We start from the raw sequence: 17,182 nt of genomic DNA, 5'->3' as shown, positions 1-17,182 counted from the left end.
ACTGTGCTTTTTTTAGCGTGCGGCAAAATTTTATACGTAAAAAACTGCTGTAAGGTTAAACCTTTATCAATCTATCAACGGCTTTATCTAAAGTTTCTTGCCTTTTGGCAAAACAAAATCGCAAAACATGCCTGTCGGTACCTTTTCTGTAAAAAGCTGAAACAGGTATGGCAGCCACACCAATTTCTTTTGTTAAGCGTATAGCAAAGTCAGTATCTTTTTCATCAGTAATGGCATCATATGTTACCGATTGAAAGTACGAACCCGAACATGGAAGCAAAGAAAACCTGCTTTGTTCTAAACCCTTACGGAAGTGATCGCGCTTATCTTGGAAAAAGGCCGGAAGGTTTAGATAAGTATTCTCATCCTTTAAATATTCGGCAATAGCATATTGTAAGGGGGTATTAACACTGAACACTAAAAACTGGTGTATCTTCCTAAACTCCTGCATTAAATAGGCAGGGGCAAGGCAATAACCCATTTTCCAACCTGTAGCATGAAATGTTTTACCAAACGATGCTACGATCATACTGCGCTGCTGCAACTCGGGGTAACGGGCCATACTATGATGCTCTTGGCCGTCAAAAATCAAGTGTTCATAAACCTCGTCGCTTAATATTAGTATATCCTGGTTTTTAACCAGTGCGCTTAACTCGTCGATATCTTCCTTGCTCAAAATTGTAGCAGTTGGGTTATGCGGCGAATTAAGAATGATCATCTTTGTTTTATTGTTGATGAGCCTTTTCACCATATCCCAGGCAATGCGGTAATCTGGTGGTTCCAGTTCTAATGATTTTACCACACCGCCCATCAGTTTAATAGCAGGGGCATAGCAATCGTACGCAGGTTCAAAAATAATTACCTCGTCATTGGGATGTATAACCGCACTTATAGCCGTAAACACGGCTTGCGTTCCACCTGCAGTAATCGTTATCTCCGTTTCCGGGTTATATTGTGCACCGTATAGTTTTTCTGTTTTAATGGCCACTTGCTCGCGCAGGGCCATTATACCGGCCATTGGTGCGTATTGATTATGGCCATCTTGCATGGCTTTGTTTACTAATTCTATCAATTGCGGCGAGCAGGAGTAATCCGGAAAACCTTGTGAAAGATTTATTGCACCACATTCGGCAGCCAGTGCCGACATAGTGGTGAATATGGTAGTTCCGGTTTGGGGTAATTTAGAAATCACAGGTATCATGTAGGGGCTAAATTAACCAAAAAGACGTTACACAGTCAATATTTTTACAATAAAGAGAATTTGTTTCTTTATTTATTTACAGAAATCTTCCAAAAAGCGTCGGCATTATAACACTCGATGGTAATGTTACCCTATTAAAACGTTACGTTTTAATGTTTTTCTTTTTTGGGTCTATTATATACCTTAGTACTATGAAATTTCTACGGATCTTACCTATACTGCTATTCACTATCATCATTGCATCCTGCTCGTCATCAACCAAAAACAATGTACCGGTGGTAGGTTTTATTGATGCTTTTGAAGATGCCACTATATCGCAAGCAAAAAATGGCTTTATTGATGCTTTAAAGCAGAACGGCTTTAGCGAAGAAAAAAAGAACATTAAAATAGAATACCGCAACGCACAGGGGAGTATCCCTACTCTTACGCAAATAGTGAATTACTTTGTATCTGATAAGGTAGATCTGCTGGCTACTTCAACCACACTATCAACCGTTGCCGCCATACAAAAAACTAAAACCATCCCTATTTTCCAGATGGTATCACCAACGCCCGATAGGATGAAAGTGACAGATGCTAATGGTAAAGCCCCGGCCAACCTTTTTGGTACCATGGAAGAGTTGAATTACATCGATACATCCTTCGCCATTATCCCCAAACTATTAAAGCCAAAAGGTGCGCAGTTAACCATTGGTATGATCTATAATCAATCAGAACCACAATCTGCTGATGCTCTACAACGGATTCAGGGGCTTGCCGTTAAATTAAATGTAAAGGTGATTGCCCTGCCGTTAAATTCTTCTGCCGATGCGCAGCTGGTGACGCAGGCCTTGCTTAACAAAAATATCGACGCGTTTTTTGCCAATCCGGATAACACCGTGTTCGCTGCCTTTGAAACCATATTGAAAAGCTGTAACGAAAAAAATATCCCCATATTCACCAGCGAAGCCGGACTGGTTCAGCGTGGCGCTGTGGCTGCTTTTGGTGCCGATATTTATCAGTGGGGCTATCAATCGGGCTTGCAAGCTGCTCAGTATCTTAAAACCCATAAAACCGATGGGTTGAAACTGGAAATGGTGAAGATCCGTAAGCGGGTTTATAATGCGGCGGCTGCAAAAAAATATAACATCAATATTCCTGCTGATTTTGAAGCCGTAAAATAATGGATTTTTACCTCACCGCCTTATTGCAGGGATTATGTTTCGCGGGTATAGCGTTGGGTATCTACATATCCATGAAAATATTTAACATACCCGATATTACTACCGATGGTAGCTATACACTTGGCGGGGTAGTAACGGGGATAATGCTTACCCATAACCAACCCGGATATATTATTTTACCAACAGTACTTTTAGCCGGTGCGCTGGCCGGGGCGCTTACGGGTATTATCCATACCAAACTAAAAATAAACGCCCTGCTTGCTGGTATTTTGGTAATGACAGCGCTTTACTCTGTAAACCTTACCATACTTGGCCGTTCTAATTTGCCATTGTTGAATATGCCAACCTTATTTTCGGTTGTTAATTTAATTACTAATGTTAATCAAAACTCACTCATCATACTTATCGGCTTTGTTTTAATAGTGACGCTTATTATTGGCTACCTGCTTAAAACAGATTTTGGTATTGCCATGCGTGCCACCGGCAATAGCGAACCTATGGTACGTGCCTTAGGTGTGAATACCGACCGTATGAAAATTACCGGCCTGGCCATTGCAAATGCCCTAACAGCACTAAGTGGTTACCTTATTGTACAGCTGCAGGGCTTTGCCGATATTAGTATGGGGATAGGCATTGTAATAGTAGGCCTGGGCTCGGTGATCATCGCCGAAACTATCATAAACTGGCTGCAGATAACATCTGTGTGGCTAAGTTTGGTTTTAGTAATGGCAGGGGCAGTGATATTCCAGTTTGTACTGGCCTTTACGCTAAATATTGGGGTAGATGCTAATCTGTTAAAGCTTGTAACAGCGGCTTTTGTATTACTCATCGTGGGCTTGCCGCGCTTAACCGGGAGGGCATCATGATACAGTTAATCAACATTCATAAAACCTTTAATACGGGTAAGCCTAACCAGGTAACAGCCATCAATAACGTTGATCTTGATATTAAAACAGGGGAGTTTGTAGTAATAGTAGGCTCAAACGGATCTGGTAAAACAACATTGCTGAACCTGGTTTCGGGTAATATCCTGCCAAATTCTGGCTCTATCACTATCGACGGTAATAATGTTACCCGCCTGCCCGAATATAAACGCAGCAAATGGATAGCCCGCATCTTTCAAAACCCTTTACTGGGCACCGCTGCAGATCTGAGCATAATTGACAACTTTAGATTGGCCGCTTTGCGCACACAGGCAAAAACTTTGTCTATTGGTAAAAACGATCAATTTAAAAGCCTTGTAAAAGATAGGATAGCCACTTTAGGGATGGGCTTGGAAGATAAAACAGAACAACCTATCGGTACGCTCTCCGGCGGACAAAGACAGGCACTTACCTTACTGATGAGTGTGATGGATACCTGCAAAATACTCTTATTGGATGAACCAACGGCAGCTCTGGACCCACGATCGGCAGAAAATGTGTTACGCCTTGCTGATAGCCTGATCAAAGAATACCAGCTCACCGCCATACTGGTTACGCATAACTTAAAAGACGCCGGTAATTATGGTTCGCGCATTATACAAATGGGCGAGGGTGAGATATTAAAGGATGTATCGGGTGTAGAGAAGCAAAGTTTACATCAAAATGAGCTATACAGCTGGTTCGGATAAATAATGGCAAAGAAATTGCATGGCTATCCGTACTATGAAAAACACAACATTTGAAAACATATTTGATGCCTACCAATTGGTAAACGGCGCGAAAATAAAAGCCAAAAAACACGACGAAATATTTGAACTGGGCCAATATGATGGCAACAAGCGCGGTTACACGCTGTATGCTTTTGAAAATGGCGTTAGGTTCGAAGATTTCAGCGTTATCATCTCCGAAAGCGAATTAATGAACAATTATTTGATAGAAAAGGGTAAGGGCAACCAGGCTATAGCAGCTTAAATATTGTTCGTATAACTCTATATATCATTTCAGAAATAACGCTGCTAATGTAATAGGGCGTTGCCTTCGGCCGGGCTTTACGCTCATACGCGCTCAGGCGTTATTCACAGGCCGGTATTCGCTGCAATCCCTAACGCGGAAGATTTCCGTTTGTCATGCTGAACGATAGTGAAACATCTAATCGCCGACATGCAAATCAGTCAGGCAAAGTTCAATCAGTCAGGCAAAGTTCACCGATAGATCATTCACTATCGTTCAGGATGACAGGTAGTTGACATGCCAATTTTGAAATCCCCTACATATTCCGTACTTTCGCAGCAAATAATAATACAATGCAACTAATAAACTCTATCTGCAATACCTTTAAGCGACCTATGGGATCGCTGCAGAAGAGCTATGCATCAAGGATTCAACTCTTCTCTTAGTACACCTGCTTTATACAGGAGACACAATTTATTTTTATTGAACAAACACCTAAAGGTTTACGCCCACAGGTTTATTTGAATTTTATGGACACATATTATACTATTGAAGAAAAGTATTTACAGGCTGTGGATGAGCTAACTTACGGCGAAACCCCAAAAGCATTGAACTTACTTAACGAGTTAATTGCAAACGACCCATTATACGCACGCGCACATTTCCAGATCGGGAAGATATATTATTACGATTTTAAGGATTATCAAACGGCAGGTTACCATTTTAAAACCTGCATGGAAATTGACCCTTTGTTCTCTGATAACTATTTCGATTACCTGAGCCTGGTTGTATTTTTAAAAATGGATAAACAGGTTAGCCTGGTTGCTGCAGCCGCGTTGAATACACCGGGTGTTAATGCATCATCCATTTATGAATTATTGGGTTTATATGCCGAAAAAAACAAACTCTGGAATAAAGCGCTGGAAGCTTACCGCAATGCCTATATGGAGGCTACAGCCAAAGAACAACTCGAAAGCACGGAGGAAAGCATAGGCCGCGTAAAACTTAAAATGCGGCAAGGTATTGTATATCAATACACGCTTATCGGTTAACAAAAAAGGTGCCTCAATATTTGAGGCACCTTTTTTATTGTGAATAGGTATGCTATTTTTTGTAGCTGATCTTATAAATAGTTCCTTTTGAATCGTCGGTAACATAAATTGAACCATCCGGGCCTTGTGCTAAGCCACAAGGGCGGCGTACAGCGCTTCCTTTAGCAGTATTTTCTGGTGAGCCCGAAAAGCCATCAGCAAATACTTCCCATTTGCCATCAGGTTTTCCATCCTTAAACGGTTGAAACACTACAAAGTAACCAGCTTGTGGCTCTGGTGCGCGGTTCCACGAACCATGGAAAGCGATGAAAGCACCGTTTTTATATTTCTCAGGGAATTGATCGCCGGTATAAAATAACAAACCATTAGGGGCAAGGTGACCAGGGTATGCCGCTGCCGGGTTAATAAATTTATTAGTTGGGTCTCCATCTTTTTTACCATCGCCACCGTACTCGGGCGCCAATATCTTTTTGCCTTGTTCCTGGTCGTAATAAATGTAAGGCCAGCCGGCGTTGTCGCCTTTTTTAATGGCATACATACATTCGGCCGGTAAAATAGCAGACTGCTTGGTGTTAAACATGTCAGGGAATATATCATGCAGAGCATCCCGGCCGTGTTGCATTACAAATAGCTGGTTGTCCTGTTTATTCCAGTCCATACCAACAACATTGCGCAAGCCGGTTGCATAACGCACGCCATCTTTATAAGTTTGGTTTAGCTTATCGGCCTTAAACTGCCAAATACCACCCGCGGAATCAAGAATAGGGCAACCAGGCTGACCTAACGAACCTTTTTCACGGTCTTTTACCTGACAAGAGTTAGAGTATGCGCCAATATTAACGTATAAGTTGCCGGCATCATCCAATACAATAGCTTTGGCTTCATGCTGATTGCGATTTAGTAAGCCTTTAACAACTGTTTCGCGCTTTGCAGGATCAATTACTTCGTTCTTATCATTCAGTTTATAACGATACACATCTTCATTTGATGAAGTATATAGGTAACCATTTTTGATATAAATACCGGTACCGTCATAATCGCCAAACCCGCTTTTAACTTCGGCTTTACCATTGTTTTCATGTAAAACCAAAATACCTTTACCGTCTTTGGGTTTACCAAGCTTTACAAAAATATCGCCCTGCGGCGAAACGGCTATATGGCGCGTACCACCAAGGTCTTCGGCAAGTATTGCGGCATTAAAACCTTCAGGCAATGTTAGCCCGGCAGATGCGGCTGCGACCCCGGCAGTTTTAGAACTATCAGTATTTTCGGCAGTGCTTTTTTTGTTATTGCCCGTACATGCGTTTAATAATACTGATCCCGCAAGTGCGGCTGTCAATAAAAAGGTGAACGATCTGTTTTTCATTGTTGTGAGTGTTTATAATAGAGAAAATGATATAAGTAGACTAAAAGATTTAGAACAGGTATATTGATATACCAAATTAACTTAATATACAGTAAATATCGAAATCTGTTTTGTAGAAATATGGTGACATATGGTAAATAAGCTTGTTGCTTTTTTTGCGGATTAAATCTCCGCATACATAACTCAATACTATATCCTGTTATATCAAATAGATACAATACAATATTCCAACTTTAACATGCTGACAAATATTATTACTAAACGATATTAAACTATCCTTTATAGCTATCGTCATAGATGTATAAATTTTAAGGATATGAGAAAGTCAGTTATACTATCAGCAATATTATTCGGGAGCTTGGTTTACAATAGTGCCCAGGCGCAAGTATCAGTACATATAGGTTTTAACATACCTGCACGCCGGGTGTATGTACCAGCCCCGCCGCCGCAACCCGTTATGGTTTATGATAATGATGAGTTTGACGACAGCGACGATTACTATTACCTGCCCGAAGTTGAAGCTTACTATAGCATACCACGCCATTGCTATTATTACCAGGATGGTGGGAGCTGGGTATCTGCAGCATATTTACCGGGCGCATACCGCAACTATGACTGGCGCACTGCCCGCAGGTTTGAGGTAAGGGGACGACGCCCATATATGCGTCACGACCAATACCGCAGTAAATGGGGTGGCAGCTTTAACCGTGGCGACTGGAACCGCAGGGATAATAATTATACCGACAGACGTAATAACAATCGGAACGATTGGAACCGCAGGGATAACAACAACCGTAACGACTGGAATAAAGGAAATAACAGATTTGAAAGGCCAAATGGTGGTTTTAACCAGCCAAACCGCGACAGGGGCAACCAGGGCGGATGGGATAGATCATCACAACCAAACCGTAACGACCGAAACGGAGACCGTGGTAATCGGGGTGGATGGGGACAACCATCACAACCAAACAGAAACGATAACAGAGGTGATAGCCGCCCATCAAACAACGGTGGTGGCCGCGACAGGAATCGTGGAGGTGGTGATAACAACAGTCAATTTGCTCAAAACAGAGGCGGCCAGGGTGGTTCACATCGCCCGGGAAGGTTCTAAAATTATCTCCCAACATATATAATAAAAGCCATCCGCTGTAAGCGTGATGGCTTTTTACTTTTACTTAAAATCCGGCTTAGTAAATGCTGGCTGTAGTTAACAGTTCAATGGCTTCGCCACTTAAGTTTAGCTGGGCGGCTTTTGTAAGGTCATTTAATTGCTGTATGCTGGTAGCGCTGGCAATAGGGGCAGTAATGCCAGGCCTTGCCATTATCCACGCCAATGCGACGCTTGCAGGTGTAGTTTTGTATTCGCCGGCTACTTTATCTAAAGCACTTAATATTTTATAACCACGGCCGTTCAGGTATTTTTTTATTCCACCGCCACGTTTGCTTTTATCAAGATCAGCCTCTGAGCGATATTTACCGGTAAGAAAACCACTGGCTAAAGAATAATAGGTAATAACGCCAATCTTGCTTTCGCGGCAGAGAGATTCATAATGCCTTTCGTAATCTTCGCGGTTGTATAGATTATACTCGGGTTGCAGGGTTTCATAACGAGCTAAGCCATTGTTTTTGCTTACCTGTAAAGCTTCGCGAAACCTTTCGGCACTATAGTTTGACGCGCCAATAGCACGTACTTTCCCTTGTTTTATCAGATCATTAAAAGTTTCCAGCGTTTCGGTTAAAGGCGTATTGGTATCATCTTCGTGTGCCAGGTACAGGTCAATATAGTCCGTTTGTAACCTGCGTAACGATGCTTCTACCGCCTCGGTGATATAAGCTTTAGAAAGGCCTTGTTTGCCATCCATTGCTTTACCTACTTTGGTAGCCAGTATTATCTTATCGCGTTTACCGCTTTGTTTAAACCAGTTGCCTATAATAGTTTCAGATTCGCCGCCTTTATTGCCCGGCACCCAGCGCGCGTACACGTCTGCCGTGTCTACAAAATCGAACCCGGCGTCAACTAAGGCATCCAGCAGGGTAAAGGAGGTTTTCTGGTCGGCTGTCCACCCAAACACATTACCACCAAAGCAAAAGGGTTGCACCATAATGCCCGACTTGCCTAATTCACGCTTTTCCATGTTATTGAATAATTAAATCGTTGTTTGTATCTGCTCTGCCAACTCGTCAACCCAGCCCGAAAAATACGGTTCTGACCCGGCAATACGTTCCCAGTGGCCATGTTCGTTGCGGGCAATGGTTAATTGCAGGCTTTCATCCAGCGCGCTAAATTCGTAAATTCCGTTACTTTTCCGTGTAACTATTCCGTTAACAGGCGTGTCAGATCCGGTAAGTACCGCTTCAAATTGTTGTTCCATAATATAAGTTGTTTGCAATTTTAACAAGGGGATGCTATTTGTGTTTGGCCTGGTTATTATTAGGAGGTTGGGGATGGCAGATTTTATAGGTTCTCCTGTGGAATCAGATCAATATATAAACGAAATTGGCCGTCAAAAAATTGCGTTAAGGAGTGAAGCGGATACCGGCCTGTGACTAATGCCCTGTGCGCGTATGAGCGTAAAGCCTGGCCGAAGGCAACGCCCTGATCAATTCACTAATTAAACTTGCCCCAAAACTATTGGCACTACATAGCTGTTAAACTTACAACCAATTAAATTTAACTTAAATAATGAATATGAAATATTTCCAGGTGGCACAGGGTGTATGGGGTATGCGGCTTTTGGTTGTGAACATATACATGATTGCCAATCGCCGTGGCATTGGTAAAGGTTGGGTTTTGGTTGATACCGGGCTAAAGGGTTCTGCTAAAAAGATAATTGCCATGGCCGAAGCATTGTTTGGACCCGGTACAAGGCCAAGCGCTATTGTACTTACCCATGGCCATTTTGACCATGCCGGTTCCTTGCCCGAACTGTTGAAATACTGGAATGTACCCGTTTATGCCCATAAGCTGGAACTGCCATACTTAACCGGCAAATCATCCTATCCGCCTGCCGACCCTGAAGTGGGTGGTGGCTTTATGAGTTTAATATCGTGGATCTGGCCAACCAGCCCAATAAATATTCGCAGGAACATACGCGAGATTGATATGTTAGATGGCATCCCCGAGCTGCCGGAATGGAAGATTATTCACACACCCGGGCATACGCCGGGGCATATATCGCTATACCTGCCCCTGAATACTACGCTGATAGCCGGCGACGCATTTACCACCACGCAGGCCGAATCGGCTTTTCATATGTTTACCTACCGGAAAAAGGTAAGCGGCCCGCCAAGGTATATTACTACCGACTGGATAGCGGCGGCAAAATCGGTGCGCAAACTGGCGGCCTTGCAGCCCCGCATCGCGGCAACAGGGCATGGTGTTGTTATGCGGGGCAAGGAATTATCTACCGCGCTTAACTTTCTGGCAAACAGGTTTGAGCGTATTGCCGTACCCCAAAGCGGGAGGTATGTTGGGCATGGCGCCATCTCTGATGAAAACGGTGTACGTTATATACCACCATACAAAGGCACCCTGAAACGAACAGCCGCTATTGCCATTACAGCCACTGTTTTAAGTTTTTTATTGGTACGCAAGGCCGGTAAGATGTGGGCTTAAGCCAATATTATTCTACATTTACACCGTGGAAAATATAGTACCCGATCCCCAGGTTTTAATTGACATTGTAAATACCCGCATGCCCTTTGGCAAGCATAAAGACACCCTGATATGCGACATGCCGGTGAGCTACCTGGAGTGGATGTATAAAAAAGGTTTCCCACCGGGTAAGCTGGGTATGATGCTGAACACCGTGTATGAAATAAAAACCAATGGCGTAGACCAGATACTAAGGCAGATAAAATTTAAGTACGGCAGGTATTAAGCAGGCCTATAGTTCATGGGAGAATGGTTCATGGTAAATTACCCCGTTGCGCTGGCGCCCCTCTCTGCTTCGCAAAGAGGGTGAAGCGAAGAAATGACCGGGTAAGTAAACTTACCCACGCATGACTAAACAGCTCATCCGCCTTGCTATACTTTGCGTAAATTGTATTAAATAAATTGATATAATTATGAAACGCATTCTGTTATATTTTGTAACCATACTAATTTTTACCGGCTGTGCCAACGGGCAAACCAAAAACCGTAATGATTTTGCACCCATACCAAAGCCTGCCGCTGGCGAGGCCGTAGCCACATTTGGTGGTGGCTGTTTCTGGAGCATGAGCGAGGCCCTGAGCGAATTGCAGGGGGTAAACAAAGTGGTATCGGGCTATGCAGGTGGTAACACTAAAAACCCATCCTATTCTGACGTAGGCGAACAGAACACCAACCATGCCGAGGTTACCCAGGTATACTATGATCCCAAAGTGATCAGCTTTGCTACGTTGACCGAAGCTTTCTTTTTCGCGCACGACCCAACTACGCTTAACCGCCAGGGCCCGGATGTGGGTACCGACTACCGTTCGATAGCTTTTTACCGTAACGATGCGGAGAAGAATACCTTGATAAGCGTTATTAAAAAAGTGAACGATACAAAGCATTATAGCAACCCCATAGTTACGCAGGTAGTACCTTTTAAAGCCTTTTACGCGGCCGAAAACTATCATCAGGACTATTACCGCACCCATGGCGGTAGCGCCTACATCAGCAGCGTATCTGTACCTAAAGTAATGAAGTTTCGCAAGGCGATGAAAGCCGAGCTGAAGCCGGAGTTTCAGAAGTAAGGGCCTCACCTAAATTTCCTCCCTCTCCAAAGGAGAGGGTTTGTCAAAAAATAATGTAACTATGGGTGTAAGGGAATAAAAAATAATTATTTTTATTCCCTTACTTATCACATGACTCAACTACTAACTAAAATCCGACTTATTTTTATACCATATATAATTCTTAGTCTCTCCATTATTTTTGGTTACACACTTTTAAACTGGCTCCTTGTAATTCAGTTTGAAATTATCTCACTAAACGATGAAGTTGTAGATATATGGATACCCGCTGGGATAGTTATCCTGTCGATATTATTTGTGTTATATCCGCGAATTAAATTATTAAATCTAAAATCTAAAAAAGGGGACCGGCCATTTTTGTACTGTTTTGTCGCCGCGGCAGCTATAACACTTCCAACAATTATTGCTCAAAAATATTTATCGGTTGCTACCGGCAAGTTAACAGCTTTAACAAGTATTGATTCAATCAACCAAAAACCTGCAACTAAATATTATACTTTAAAAAATGCTTACGTAGCGAAACAAAATCTTAAGACACATTTCCGGTTTGAAACTACCGGAAAAAACAATGAGACTTTTGAATTCTACATTGATGTTGTATGTCCAATTTTTTCTTCACCAATAGTAAATAGCCCGCAAGCAAATACTCGTTTTGCTGTTGATACGCTAAGTCCGAAAGCATGGTTGGGTATCGAGTACAAGCGAAGTGTCAGTAATCATTTGAGTAGCGAAGCGAAAGAGTCGCGATTTAAAGATTTTGTTAATGAAATAGATAAAAAAATTGAAACAGATAACTTAAACGACTTTACCTATCTGGAAAGGGCCGGAAATAACAAAAAACGACAGGGCTTCATAAAAGCAATTGATAAACCGGAGCCTCAGTTAATTTTAGAGGCACAACACGAGCCATTTGAATCGAGAACGGGTGATAAGCTATTGTGGCTGTTTGGCTCGTTTGGTATAGGTGCAGCTATTATATTGATAATGACAATTATTCCAAAACTTGATGATAAACGATTAAGCGCTTTCGGAGTTTCTGACAACAAAAATAATTTCAGTTATATGAATTTTGTTGGAGGATTGTTTTCAGCCACTAATCCAGGTCTGATAACTATGTGGATACTTATCTTAAACATCATCATATTTACTGCCATGGTACTGGCAGGTTTCGGATTTGTGTCGTTTGACAGTGACGATCTTTTAAAATGGGGTGCCAACCATGGTCCGGCGGTAGCAAATGGCGAATGGTGGCGCTTAGTTACCTGTACATTTTTGCATGGCGGGCTGATGCATTTGTTAGGCAACATTTATGGGCTTTTTTTAATATCATTAATTTTAGAAGAAAAGTTCACTAAAATTCAATTTGTGTCCATTTATCTTCTGTGTGGCATCGGCGGAAGTTTATCAAGTTTATTATGGCATCCTAACTCAATTGGCGTTGGGGCTTCGGGAGCCATTTTTGGCCTGTATGGTGTTTATTTAGCGCTATATTTAGCAAATAAAGCAGGAGTAAGAGCCTCAAAAGGTATATTGATTGCCAGCTTGATTTTTATAGGGCTAAATTTATTGGTAGGCCTAACCGGTAACATAGATAATGCAGCGCACGTAGGTGGGTTGATAACCGGAGTAGTATTAGGATTTGTATTTTCTTTTTTCATGCCCGAGCAAAAGCCTAAACGTAAGTATGTAAAAAGAAGCAAAGTTACAGCAGAAGTTCCTACAAATGCTCCGCCCGCTACTACAAGCGTCCCGCTTGTGGATTGATGCAAAACGTTTAAGCACGGTTCTGAGATTGCTTCGTACCTCGCAAGGACGTGGTGGAGAGCACATTTGCACATGCCAATCTCATCCATTACCTTTAAAGGCCTAACAATTTAAACCTGATAAGCCTTTTATGTCTAAACCTCATTACCCCATCCTTGACGGATTGCGTGGCACAGCCGCACTTTTAGTGGTTATATTCCATTTGTTTGAAGCTTATTTCCCGGAGTTGCCTAAACACCCCATGCACCATGGCTACCTGGCTGTAGATTTTTTTTATATGCTGTCGGGTTTCGTGGTAGGCTATGCTTATGACGACCGCTGGGCAAAGGGCATGACCATTAAACAATTCCTAAAGATAAGACTGGTTAGGCTGCACCCGCTGGTTATTTTAGGCACCATTATAGGTGCCATCGCGTTTTGGTTCGACCCATTTAAGGATAACCTGCACTTTGATGTTTGGAAACTGGTTATAGTTACATTGATAGGCTTTACCTTGCTGCCTACACCAATAGATGTTCGCGGCTGGAGCGAAACCCATCCTGTAGACGGGCCTTGCTGGAGCTTACTACAGGAATACATTGCCAATATTATTTACGCCGTATTTGGCCGCAAAATGACCAAACCCATCCTTTGGGCGGTAGTCCTCATCAGCGGTATTGTGCTTACGGTGGTAGCTGTAGACCATGGCGATTTGGGTACGGGATGGGGCTATGCCAAAATAAAATCGGCCTTTATTGCCAACTGGTTTTACGGGCCCGGTGCCGAAGGTTATCCCAATATTTGGGTGGCGCCGGTGCGGATGATGTTCCCGTTCTTTGCCGGCTTGCTGCTGTTCCGTACGGGTAAATTGATCCGCATCCCAATGGCATATACTTTATGCTCACTTGTCCTGGCGGCGCTGTTCTTTTTCCCATGGTATAGCTGGAATGGTTTTTACGAGGCGGCTGCTATCATCATCGCTTTCCCGCTGTTGATAGCGGCCGGTGCCGGCGGACAGATCAGCGGCAGGTGGGCCAAACTTTGTAAATTTTCGGGCGATATCTCTTACCCTATATACATCACCCATTATCCGTTCATCTATATTTATACCTTCTGGATCATCAAAACCAAACCCGCGCCACAAACGGTTATCGTGGTGGCTATAGGTTTGTTCTTCTTCTTTATCCTGCTGGCCTACGCAGCCTTGAAACTATACGATGAGCCGGTAAGGGAACGCTTGAAGAAAAGGTTTTTGGCGAGGGTGGTTAAACAGGAGGCCTCACCTAAATCCTCTCCAAAGGAGAGGACTTAAAAAGCTTTTAGAACCCCCTCCTTTGGAGAGGGCAGGGTGAGGCTTTTGGCCGTTTACAACTTACTAAACCAACCCTTTTTCCAGAAAATAAATATCTGGATAGCACCGATCACGAACATACATACAAGGGCATACACATAACCGTGCTGTACATAAAGCTCGGGCATATTATCCTTTATCACATGGCCATGGGTATCTTCACGGCTAAAATTCATACCGTAGATACCGGCTATAAAAGTTAGCGGAATAAATATCGCCGAGATAATGGTCAACACTTTCATTATCTCGTTCATACGGTTACTCACCATGCTCAGGTACAGGTCTATAATGCTGGTGGTAACCTCTTTGTAGCTTTCCACCATATCCATGGCCTGGATGCAGTGGTCGTAAGCATCGCGCAGAAACAGTTTTGTTTCCTTTGTTATCTCGGGGCTTTCGCTGCGGATCATATCGTTTATTTTATCGCGCTCGGGCCAGCAGGCACGGCGGATAATGATAAGGGTACGCTTGAGTTGCTGCGCATCAAACATGATGCTTTTATCGGGGCTTTGGTAAAGCTTATCTTCTGTTTGGTCTATCAGATCGCCAATTTGCGATAGTAGTACAAAATAGTTATCCAGTATGGTATCGGTAAGGGTATAAAAAATATAACCCGGCCCGGCAGTGCGTATATTCCCTTTACCTGCTTTTAAGCGAACAACTATGGCTTCAAAGTAATTCACATAGCTTTCTTCAAAGCTGATAACAATATTATCTTTAATAATCCCGCTAAACTGGCAGTTCACCAGTTCGGTTTCATTATTAAAATAAATGATACGGCTGGTGCCAAATACATAACCATCGTACTCGTCAAATTTAGGCCGTTGGTGGGTGTTTACAATATCTTCTAATACCAACTGGTTAATGCTCAAAAAGGTACCAATGTCTTCCATCAACCGTGCATCGCCCAAACCGTTAACTCTTATCCAGTGGGTATGGTCGGCGCATATGGCAATTTGCCGGGTAATGGTTTCCATATCCTCACCCTTGCTCACCTGCAGGTCGTGCTGGTTAAAGGAGTAGATAGTTATCCGGGAAGGTAAAGCATCATCCGGGATTATGATAGAACCGGGTCGTGCCCCCACGTTAATATGTCTTTTATGATTTTTATATCGAACACGCTTGGTATATCCCATTACAAATAATTTAAAGTTTGCGGGCCCTGGTTAAACAATAGATCAACAATGCTCAGGTTCTTCAAAAATCCCTGCCGCTCATCAAAAACCTGAAAGTAGGGCTTTTGTTCAATATCGGGTGCATTTTTACCGTTTAATGCGTTACGCAGGTCGGTAAGGTTGGGGTAGGTGGCTTCGTACGTATCGGTAAACTTCAGCTCCATCTTTATTTTTAGCAAGCGCAGCAATAATTCAAGCAGTTGCTGGTTATAATCAAACAAAAAAGTAGTTTGCTTTTCGTAGAACGGTGCAAAATCATCTTCGTAATATTCAAAATAAGCCGAGCTGCGGTAACAGGTTTGCAGACCCATCCAATGCGAACGCTGCCATCTAAAATCGTAGCTTATTTTCACATCCTTTGTTTTGGTGTGGTTTTTTGAGCCTTTTATAATGGGTACAGTAAGCGTTTGCCTGCCATCGGGCGAGTATATGTTCGCCCTGTTACGATAGGTTTGTTTAGGGAAATGTTCCTCCTTTTCAAATACCACATCCGGCTTAAAAGTGATCAGCTTTGTGAAATACTCAACCGGCGGAAGGTAAAACATAGGTAAAACAGCACCGTTCTCAATCATATATATTTTTTATGTTTGTGGCAAAATTGGTAAAAATGTTAAGAAAAGCGGCTTTAAATACGGGTATATTTTTTTTGTACCTGGTATCGCTATTGCCGTTTTGGTTTTTATACGGCGTAGCCGATGCTATCTTCCTGATTTTGTACTACGTTATCCGCTACCGGCGCGATGTGGTTAACATCAACCTGAAGAACTCTTTCCCGGAGCGGACAGAGGCTGAACGTAATAAAATTGAGCGCAGATATTATCGTTATATGGCCGATTTGATGGTTGAAACTATTAAGATGATCACCGTATCAGAGAAATCGTTACGCAAACGCATGAAGCCAACAAACCCCGAACTGGTAAACCATTACTTTAAACAGGGCCGAAGCATTATCGCGGCGGCCGGGCACTATTGCAACTGGGAAATGGCGGCGCTTGCCTTTGGCTTATTAACCAATGAGAAACGCATTATAGTTTACAAGCCGCAAACCAACGAAGTGTTCAATGATATGTTTAACCGGGTGCGGGCACGCTTTGGGGCCATACTGGTTGCCATGAAACAAACCCTGCGCACCATGATCGCCTTTAAGAACGACCTTACCTTTAGTGTACTGGTGAGCGATCAAACACCAAATATGCACGAGATAAATTATTTCACCAATTTTTTAAACCAGCCAACAGCTGTGTTTCTGGGGATAGAAAAGTTGGCTAAATTGATTGATGCTGTAGTGATATTTTACCGGATAGATAGGGTTAGCCGTGGTTATTACACCTACACACTGGTGCCCTTAATTGAGCAGCCCAAACAAACTACCGACCACGAAATTACCGAGGCGCATGTACGCTACCTTGAAAAACTAATACAAGAAAAACCTCAATATTGGCTGTGGAGCCACCGCAGGTGGAAATACAGACCGGAGGATATAAACAAATGATGAACACACCTAAAGTTGCCGTAGTAATATTAAACTGGAACGG

Annotated in this window: 18 protein-coding genes; 12 read left to right on the top strand and 6 right to left on the bottom strand. The window is 42.8% G+C overall.

What is annotated here, in order from left to right:
* Positions 1 to 55: 55 nt before the first annotated feature.
* Entirely contained in the window at positions 56 to 1,201 is a 1,146-nt protein-coding gene (locus tag JWQ85_RS20960; RefSeq protein ID WP_299471473.1) for a methionine aminotransferase, read from the bottom strand.
* A 191-nt stretch (positions 1,202 to 1,392) separates the two neighbouring features.
* On the opposite strand from JWQ85_RS20960, the gene JWQ85_RS20955 reads away from it, so the two are divergent.
* The 5 genes from JWQ85_RS20955 to JWQ85_RS20935 all read left to right on the top strand — a co-directional run bounded on the left by JWQ85_RS20955 (position 1,393) and on the right by JWQ85_RS20935 (position 5,290).
* Positions 1,393 to 2,364: an ABC transporter substrate-binding protein gene (locus tag JWQ85_RS20955; RefSeq protein WP_299471471.1), complete on the top strand. Its 972-nt coding sequence runs from the start codon at positions 1,393 to 1,395 to the stop codon at positions 2,362 to 2,364.
* Positions 2,364 to 3,230: an ABC transporter permease gene (locus JWQ85_RS20950; protein ID WP_299471469.1), complete on the top strand. Its 867-nt coding sequence runs from the start codon at positions 2,364 to 2,366 to the stop codon at positions 3,228 to 3,230. Before JWQ85_RS20955 ends, JWQ85_RS20950 begins: the two co-directional genes overlap by 1 nt.
* Positions 3,227 to 3,976: an ABC transporter ATP-binding protein gene (locus tag JWQ85_RS20945; RefSeq protein WP_299471467.1), complete on the top strand. Its 750-nt coding sequence runs from the start codon at positions 3,227 to 3,229 to the stop codon at positions 3,974 to 3,976. The genes JWQ85_RS20950 and JWQ85_RS20945 overlap by 4 nt, the downstream gene beginning before the upstream one ends.
* Positions 3,977 to 4,010: 34 nt before the next feature.
* A complete protein-coding gene (locus JWQ85_RS20940) occupies positions 4,011 to 4,259 on the top strand; it encodes a hypothetical protein (protein ID WP_299471465.1) in 249 nt (82 codons plus the stop codon).
* A 509-nt stretch (positions 4,260 to 4,768) separates the two neighbouring features.
* Positions 4,769 to 5,290, top strand: coding sequence for a hypothetical protein (locus tag JWQ85_RS20935; protein WP_299471463.1), 522 nt, complete (start codon positions 4,769 to 4,771; stop codon positions 5,288 to 5,290).
* Between the two features lie 52 nt (positions 5,291 to 5,342).
* Here the strand turns inward: JWQ85_RS20935 and JWQ85_RS20930 are convergent, their stop codons facing one another.
* The gene (locus JWQ85_RS20930; protein WP_299471461.1) at positions 5,343 to 6,656 is read right to left on the bottom strand and encodes a PQQ-dependent sugar dehydrogenase; all 1,314 of its coding nucleotides are present in this window, start codon (positions 6,654 to 6,656) and stop codon (positions 5,343 to 5,345) included.
* A 316-nt stretch (positions 6,657 to 6,972) separates the two neighbouring features.
* Here JWQ85_RS20930 and JWQ85_RS20925 point away from each other — a divergent pair, with 316 nt between their 5' ends.
* Positions 6,973 to 7,767, top strand: coding sequence for a hypothetical protein (locus JWQ85_RS20925; protein WP_299471459.1), 795 nt, complete (start codon positions 6,973 to 6,975; stop codon positions 7,765 to 7,767).
* Between the two features lie 76 nt (positions 7,768 to 7,843).
* On the opposite strand, the gene JWQ85_RS20920 is transcribed toward JWQ85_RS20925, so the two are convergent.
* Positions 7,844 to 8,791 carry an aldo/keto reductase gene (locus tag JWQ85_RS20920; protein WP_299471457.1) on the bottom strand — a complete coding sequence of 316 codons (948 nt, stop codon included), beginning with the start codon at positions 8,789 to 8,791 and terminating at the stop codon, positions 7,844 to 7,846.
* 12 nt (positions 8,792 to 8,803) lie between these two features.
* Entirely contained in the window at positions 8,804 to 9,028 is a 225-nt protein-coding gene (locus JWQ85_RS20915) for a hypothetical protein (protein ID WP_299471455.1), read from the bottom strand.
* A 317-nt stretch (positions 9,029 to 9,345) separates the two neighbouring features.
* Here JWQ85_RS20915 and JWQ85_RS20910 point away from each other — a divergent pair, with 317 nt between their 5' ends.
* The 5 genes from JWQ85_RS20910 to JWQ85_RS20890 all read left to right on the top strand — a co-directional run bounded on the left by JWQ85_RS20910 (position 9,346) and on the right by JWQ85_RS20890 (position 14,433).
* Positions 9,346 to 10,272 (top strand): MBL fold metallo-hydrolase, encoded by a 927-nt coding sequence (locus JWQ85_RS20910; protein WP_299471453.1) that lies wholly within the window; start codon positions 9,346 to 9,348, stop codon positions 10,270 to 10,272.
* Between the two features lie 25 nt (positions 10,273 to 10,297).
* Positions 10,298 to 10,537 (top strand): DUF3820 family protein, encoded by a 240-nt coding sequence (locus JWQ85_RS20905; RefSeq protein ID WP_299471451.1) that lies wholly within the window; start codon positions 10,298 to 10,300, stop codon positions 10,535 to 10,537.
* Between the two features lie 187 nt (positions 10,538 to 10,724).
* Positions 10,725 to 11,378 carry a peptide-methionine (S)-S-oxide reductase MsrA gene (msrA, locus tag JWQ85_RS20900; protein ID WP_299471449.1) on the top strand — a complete coding sequence of 218 codons (654 nt, stop codon included), beginning with the start codon at positions 10,725 to 10,727 and terminating at the stop codon, positions 11,376 to 11,378.
* Between the two features lie 111 nt (positions 11,379 to 11,489).
* Entirely contained in the window at positions 11,490 to 13,142 is a 1,653-nt protein-coding gene (locus JWQ85_RS20895) for a rhomboid family intramembrane serine protease (protein WP_299471447.1), read from the top strand.
* Between the two features lie 130 nt (positions 13,143 to 13,272).
* A complete protein-coding gene (locus JWQ85_RS20890; RefSeq protein ID WP_299471445.1) occupies positions 13,273 to 14,433 on the top strand; it encodes an acyltransferase in 1,161 nt (386 codons plus the stop codon).
* A gap of 53 nt (positions 14,434 to 14,486) precedes the next feature.
* Here the strand turns inward: JWQ85_RS20890 and corA are convergent, their stop codons facing one another.
* Both corA and JWQ85_RS20880 read right to left on the bottom strand, forming a co-directional pair.
* Positions 14,487 to 15,608, bottom strand: a complete 1,122-nt coding sequence (corA, locus tag JWQ85_RS20885) for a magnesium/cobalt transporter CorA (protein WP_299471443.1) — start codon at positions 15,606 to 15,608, stop codon at positions 14,487 to 14,489.
* Entirely contained in the window at positions 15,608 to 16,219 is a 612-nt protein-coding gene (locus JWQ85_RS20880) for a WbqC family protein (RefSeq protein ID WP_299471441.1), read from the bottom strand. Before JWQ85_RS20880 ends, corA begins: the two co-directional genes overlap by 1 nt.
* A 35-nt stretch (positions 16,220 to 16,254) precedes the next feature.
* On the opposite strand from JWQ85_RS20880, the gene JWQ85_RS20875 reads away from it, so the two are divergent.
* Positions 16,255 to 17,139: a lysophospholipid acyltransferase family protein gene (locus tag JWQ85_RS20875; protein ID WP_299471439.1), complete on the top strand. Its 885-nt coding sequence runs from the start codon at positions 16,255 to 16,257 to the stop codon at positions 17,137 to 17,139.
* The last annotated feature ends 43 nt before the right edge of the window (positions 17,140 to 17,182 follow it).

The sequence above is a fragment of the Mucilaginibacter sp. genome, assembly GCF_028288105.1.
Classification (GTDB): Bacteria; Bacteroidota; Bacteroidia; order Sphingobacteriales; family Sphingobacteriaceae; genus Mucilaginibacter.
The sequence above is the reverse complement of the archived record's forward strand: the minus strand, read 5'-3'. Positions and strand labels throughout refer to the sequence as shown.

What these genes read in the sequence shown, in the direction of transcription:
- JWQ85_RS20960 (WP_299471473.1), bottom strand. Translation starts at nt 1,201, where the DNA reads ATGATACCTGTGATTTCTAAATTACCCCAAACCGGAACTACCATATTC.
- JWQ85_RS20955 (WP_299471471.1), top strand. Translation starts at nt 1,393, where the DNA reads ATGAAATTTCTACGGATCTTACCTATACTGCTATTCACTATCATCATT.
- JWQ85_RS20950 (WP_299471469.1), top strand. Translation starts at nt 2,364, where the DNA reads ATGGATTTTTACCTCACCGCCTTATTGCAGGGATTATGTTTCGCGGGT.
- JWQ85_RS20945 (WP_299471467.1), top strand. Translation starts at nt 3,227, where the DNA reads ATGATACAGTTAATCAACATTCATAAAACCTTTAATACGGGTAAGCCT.
- JWQ85_RS20940 (WP_299471465.1), top strand. Translation starts at nt 4,011, where the DNA reads ATGAAAAACACAACATTTGAAAACATATTTGATGCCTACCAATTGGTA.
- JWQ85_RS20935 (WP_299471463.1), top strand. Translation starts at nt 4,769, where the DNA reads ATGGACACATATTATACTATTGAAGAAAAGTATTTACAGGCTGTGGAT.
- JWQ85_RS20930 (WP_299471461.1), bottom strand. Translation starts at nt 6,656, where the DNA reads ATGAAAAACAGATCGTTCACCTTTTTATTGACAGCCGCACTTGCGGGA.
- JWQ85_RS20925 (WP_299471459.1), top strand. Translation starts at nt 6,973, where the DNA reads ATGAGAAAGTCAGTTATACTATCAGCAATATTATTCGGGAGCTTGGTT.
- JWQ85_RS20920 (WP_299471457.1), bottom strand. Translation starts at nt 8,791, where the DNA reads ATGGAAAAGCGTGAATTAGGCAAGTCGGGCATTATGGTGCAACCCTTT.
- JWQ85_RS20915 (WP_299471455.1), bottom strand. Translation starts at nt 9,028, where the DNA reads ATGGAACAACAATTTGAAGCGGTACTTACCGGATCTGACACGCCTGTT.
- JWQ85_RS20910 (WP_299471453.1), top strand. Translation starts at nt 9,346, where the DNA reads ATGAAATATTTCCAGGTGGCACAGGGTGTATGGGGTATGCGGCTTTTG.
- msrA (WP_299471449.1), top strand. Translation starts at nt 10,725, where the DNA reads ATGAAACGCATTCTGTTATATTTTGTAACCATACTAATTTTTACCGGC.
- JWQ85_RS20895 (WP_299471447.1), top strand. Translation starts at nt 11,490, where the DNA reads ATGACTCAACTACTAACTAAAATCCGACTTATTTTTATACCATATATA.
- JWQ85_RS20890 (WP_299471445.1), top strand. Translation starts at nt 13,273, where the DNA reads ATGTCTAAACCTCATTACCCCATCCTTGACGGATTGCGTGGCACAGCC.
- corA (WP_299471443.1), bottom strand. Translation starts at nt 15,608, where the DNA reads ATGGGATATACCAAGCGTGTTCGATATAAAAATCATAAAAGACATATT.
- JWQ85_RS20880 (WP_299471441.1), bottom strand. Translation starts at nt 16,219, where the DNA reads ATGATTGAGAACGGTGCTGTTTTACCTATGTTTTACCTTCCGCCGGTT.
- JWQ85_RS20875 (WP_299471439.1), top strand. Translation starts at nt 16,255, where the DNA reads ATGTTAAGAAAAGCGGCTTTAAATACGGGTATATTTTTTTTGTACCTG.